The organism is Kosmotoga sp. (genome assembly GCF_982836095.1).
On record NZ_CEYIHJ010000148.1, the window covers coordinates 1 to 4,729 of the forward strand.

The window sequence follows — 4,729 nt, forward strand, 5'->3', positions numbered from 1 at the left end:
TTCCTGATTTTGAATATAAAAGACATGTGATATATAAAAGGGGCTGATAAAATTCATTACTATGAAGTAGCGATTTCTGGTTCCCCATTGCGCTCGACCTTTAGCTATCATTTTGATGATGAGCTCGCTGTTGGACAGCGGGTTGCCGTAAATTTTGCAGGCAGGAACGTTATAGGTTATATTGCCGGGATAGGCTCAAAACCCCAATTTAAAACAAAGCCTATTTCCAAACCCCTTGAAAATCAGGTTTATCTTTCGCCTGAAGATGTTGCCTTGATAAATTGGACCGTGGAAAATTATTTAGCGTCTATTGGAAAAGTTTTCGACCTGTTTTTCCCTCCTGGCAAGCTCCTTAAAAGTAACAGCCATGTAATCCCCATCAGTCCCGAACTCCCTTTTTCCACTCCATTGAAAATGAGCGATGCTCTGAAGCTCCTGGGGAAAGAGCAGTTTCAGAAACTTAAATCCCAGAGAAAGCTGAAAATCCTGCACAGCTATGAGAAAAAGCTGCCTTCTAAGAGAAAAGTAAAACTGCTGAAGTTGCCTTTGAGTATCAAAACCCTTGAGAGTTTGAAGCTCACGAAAAGCCAGAAAAAAGTGATCGATTATCTGCTTTCTGTGGAAAAGGCAACGCCTCAGGAGCTCATGAATGCGCTTTCATTGAAAAGCCGCTCACCGATAGATACGCTGTTGCGCAAAGAAATACTCGTGCTTGAGGAAGTGGAAGAAGATGAAACAGACCGTTGGACCATTGAAGCAATTAAAAAGTTGACTGCTGAACAGGAACATGTACGAGAAGCCATTGTTAAGGATTTCAGCGGTGTACATTATATATTTGGCCTTACAGGCAGCGGAAAGACAGAAGTCTATTTCAAGATTATGGAAAGGGTGCTCAACAGGGGAAAATCCGTTATTTACATGGTTCCAGAGGTTTCGCTGACCCCTCAGCTTATGGCGCGGATAAGAGGAGCTTTCCCCGGTAGGGAAGTCAGGGTGTACCACAGCTACATGTCCCCGTCAAAAAGGCAGAGAATATGGCTTGATGCTGTTAATGGCGAGATAGATATTCTCGTGGGGACAAGGAGTGCTCTCTGGATTCCAATTCAAAATACCGGTTTGATCATTGTGGATGAAGAGCACGACAGCAGCTTTTATCAGCAAACACCTCCTCATTACGATGCTGTAGAAGTAGCGATTAAAAAAGGAAAGCTGTATGGAATTCCGGTTATTCTGGGTTCGGCAACTCCAAGGGTTGAACGTTATTTCAGGGCAAAATCTGGTGAATTCAAGCTGCATAGCCTTGTCAACAGGCCAGTGGGACAACTGCCTGAGCTGGAAATACGCGATCTCAGGAACAACAAAGATTATATAATTCCAAGAAAAACCTTTGAGGAAATTGAAAAAACCGTAAAGCTCGGACATCAGGTTTTTGTCTTTGTCCACAGAAAGGGTTTTTCAAACTATGTAGTGTGCGCAAATTGCGGGAACATTCTCAAGTGCCCAAATTGCGATATTTCGCTTACGTATCATAAACACGATGGCATATTGAAATGCCACTATTGCGGCTATACAATCCCACCACCCACAAAATGCGAACGCTGCGGGTCGAAAGCTCTTTCGGCCAGAGGATTTGGAACAGAAAGGGTTGAGCATGAGTTACAAAAAAGGTTCCCCGATCTCTCTATCATGAGAATGGATCGCGAGACGATTTCCAACCCAAATCAATATGAAAAGGCCTTGAGAAAGATCGAAAGCAAAGAGGCAAAAATCGTTGTGGGCACGAAGATGATTGCAAAAGGGCTTGATTTTCCAAGCATAGGGTTAGTGGTTGTAATCGATGCTGACAGGATAATAAATCTTCCGAACTACGATTCAGCAGAAAATGCTTTCCAGCTAATTTCCCAAATTTCCGGGAGATCCGGCAGGGGTGTGCACGGTAGGGCAATCATACAGACTTTCGAACCTGAGCACAGAGTCATGAAAACAGCCCTTGAGAATGACTACAAAGGATTTTTCGAAACGGAAATCGAGATAAGGAAACTCCTGAAATATCCGCCTTTCAGTATCTTCGTTGAAATCATTGTTGAAGCAGAAAAAGAAATCCAATGCCAGAATGCAGCCAAAGATCTGTACGAAAAGCTCGTGAATACTGTAAAAGGCTCAGAGATCCTTGAACCTGTAACACCGGCTGTTAAAAAGCTATTCGGAAAATTCAGAATGAAAATTCATTTAAAGCTTTTTGATAGGGGAGAACTAAGAAACTTGCTAAAGGTACTTCAAAAAAACCCCGCCGGGGTTGACGTTATAGTCAACAGCAACGGCGGGAGTCTTTAATCGCTTGAGAGATTCTTGCTTTTATCCTTCTATCTCTTCATTTCACCCGGGCAGAAGCAGGCTACTTTATGCCCATTTCCAAGGTCTTGCAGTGGTGGTTCTTCCTTTGCACAGACTTCCTTCGCAATAGGGCAACGTGGGTGGAAACGACAGCCACTTGGCGGATTGATTGGGCTGGGAACATCTCCCTGTAGAATTATCCGCTTGCTCTTTTTCGTGGGGTCAGGTATGGGAATAGCGGACATAAGCGAAACCGTGTACGGATGGAGCGGGTTTTCAAACAACTCTGTTTTTGAAGCCACTTCCACCATTTTTCCCAGATACATGACGGCAACGCGTCTGCTGACGTGCCTTACAACCGCAAGGTCGTGAGCAATGAAGAGATATGTTAGCCCAAACTCTTCTTGCAAATCATTGAGCAAGTTTAGAATCTGTGCCTGAATGGAGACGTCCAAAGCCGAAACCGCTTCGTCAGCCACAATCAGGTGTGGATTTAAAATAAGAGCGCGCGCGATACCTATTCTCTGCCTCTGGCCTCCACTGAACTCATGAGGAAACCTGCTCATGTGATCTTCTGAAAGGCCGACTTTTTTCAATATATCAGCAACTCTTGCCATAACTTCGCTTCTGCTCGCAACTTTGTGAATAATTGCGCCTTCGGCGATGATGTTCTTTATCCTCATTCTCGGATTGAGAGACGAGTAAGGGTCCTGGAAAATGATTTGAGATTGCCTTCTGAAAGCTTTTCTTTTTGCCTCACGGTCAGACATAAGGTCGGAAATAAAAGAGCTTTTAGAGCCATTATGCTTTTCAAAGTACAGCTTAGCCATTTTCACGTCAAACTCGTCTTCGATGCTTTTAATGGCAGAATCGACAGAACCTGCTTTTTCCTTGAGGTCCTCGAATGGTTTGACGTATGTATTGATGAGGTACTTTCTCGCCTGGAAGTAGGGCATGAATAGGTGGGTAGTATCCTCATCATTCATGATTATTCTTCCAGAAGTGGGTTCATGCAACCTTAAGATGGTCATGCCAGCGGTGGTTTTTCCACAACCGGATTCACCCACAAGACCAAGCGTTTCTTTTTCATATACTTCCAGAGAAATGTTGTCAACCGCTTTAACGTGTGCTACAACACGTCTGAAAACACCGGCTCTTACGGGAAAGTATTTTACCAGATTGTCAACTCTTAAAATTGGTTTTCTGTTTTCAGATTGACTCATGCGCCTTCACCTGCCCTGGAGACTTTTACCATTTCAACGAGTCTGTCAATATGCCAGCAAGCTGCCTTGTGTCCTGGCTCGATTTCCACCAGAGGCGGCTCCTCAGTGCGGCATTTGTCAGTTGCGAGAGGACAGCGCGTGTTGAAACGGCATCCTTTCGGAAAATCAAGGGGATCTGGAACAACCCCGGGAATGTTGTAGAGCACATCTTTGTCTTCATCAAGCCTTGGAATGGCATTCATAAGACCCCAGGTATATGGATGCTTGGGGTCTTTGAAAAGAGTTACCACATCGGCGTATTCCACAACTTTCCCGGCGTACATAACTACAACCCTTTCAGCCATCTCGGCGATGACGCCGAGATCATGGGTTATCATGACAATGGCCATTCCGTATTCTTTCTGGAGCTCCAACATGAGCTCCAAAATCTGCGCTTGAATCGTAACGTCCAGAGCGGTGGTTGGCTCGTCGGCAAACAGCAGTTTAGGGTTACACGAAAGGGACATGGCGATCATGGCTCTCTGTCTCATGCCGCCGGAGAGTTCATGAGGGTATTCATCAACCCTCTTTTCAGGTTCAGGAATCCCGACTTTCCTGAGCATATCAATAGCCATTTTTCGCGCTGTTTCCTTATCAACATCCTGATGCAAAAGGATGGCTTCCGTTATCTGGTCTCCAATGGTATAAACGGGGTTCAACGCTGTCATAGGCTCCTGAAAGATCATGGCCATATCATTTCCGCGCATTTTACGCATTTCTTCATCTGAAAGGGCGCGTATATCTTTGCCGTCGAAAAGGATCTCTCCGCCGGCTATTTCACCTTTCTCGTCAAGAAGTCGCATGACAGAAAGGGAAGTAACGCTCTTTCCGCAACCGGATTCACCGACTATTCCAAGTGTTTCTCCGGAGTAAACTTCAAAGCTCACGCCGTCAACGGCTTTAACAATGCCATCATCGGTATGAAAGTATGTTTTAAGTCCTTTAACTTCAAGTAATGGTTTTTTATCCACTTCAGAACCCCCTTAACTGCGCATTCTCGGGTCAAAGATGTCTCTAAGGGCGTCGCCCACGAGGTTCCAGGCAAGCACAAAGAGCACCATGGCAACACCGGGGAACACTATCGCAAACCAGGCCTTATCTAACATGGTCATCCAGTTTCTGGAGTAGCTCAA

Annotated in this window: 3 protein-coding genes and 1 pseudogene; 1 reads left to right on the top strand and 3 read right to left on the bottom strand. The window is 45.0% G+C overall.

Features of this window, described 5'->3' with window-relative positions; genetic code table 11:
• Nucleotides 1–72: 72 nt before the first annotated feature.
• A complete protein-coding gene (priA, locus tag AC3LHT_RS08910; RefSeq protein WP_488662639.1) occupies nt 73–2,334 on the top strand; it encodes a replication restart helicase PriA in 2,262 nt (753 codons plus the stop codon).
• A 29-nt stretch (nt 2,335–2,363) separates the two neighbouring features.
• Here the strand turns inward: priA and AC3LHT_RS08915 are convergent, their stop codons facing one another.
• The 3 genes and pseudogenes from AC3LHT_RS08915 to AC3LHT_RS08925 all read right to left on the bottom strand — a co-directional run.
• Entirely contained in the window at nt 2,364–3,557 is a 1,194-nt protein-coding gene (locus AC3LHT_RS08915) for an ABC transporter ATP-binding protein (protein WP_488662638.1), read from the bottom strand.
• The gene (locus AC3LHT_RS08920) at nt 3,554–4,567 is read right to left on the bottom strand and encodes an ABC transporter ATP-binding protein (protein ID WP_290644594.1); all 1,014 of its coding nucleotides are present in this window, start codon (nt 4,565–4,567) and stop codon (nt 3,554–3,556) included. The genes AC3LHT_RS08915 and AC3LHT_RS08920 overlap by 4 nt, the downstream gene beginning before the upstream one ends.
• Nucleotides 4,568–4,579: 12 nt before the next feature.
• A pseudogene (locus tag AC3LHT_RS08925) lies at nt 4,580–4,729 on the bottom strand (ABC transporter permease); the annotation flags it as partial.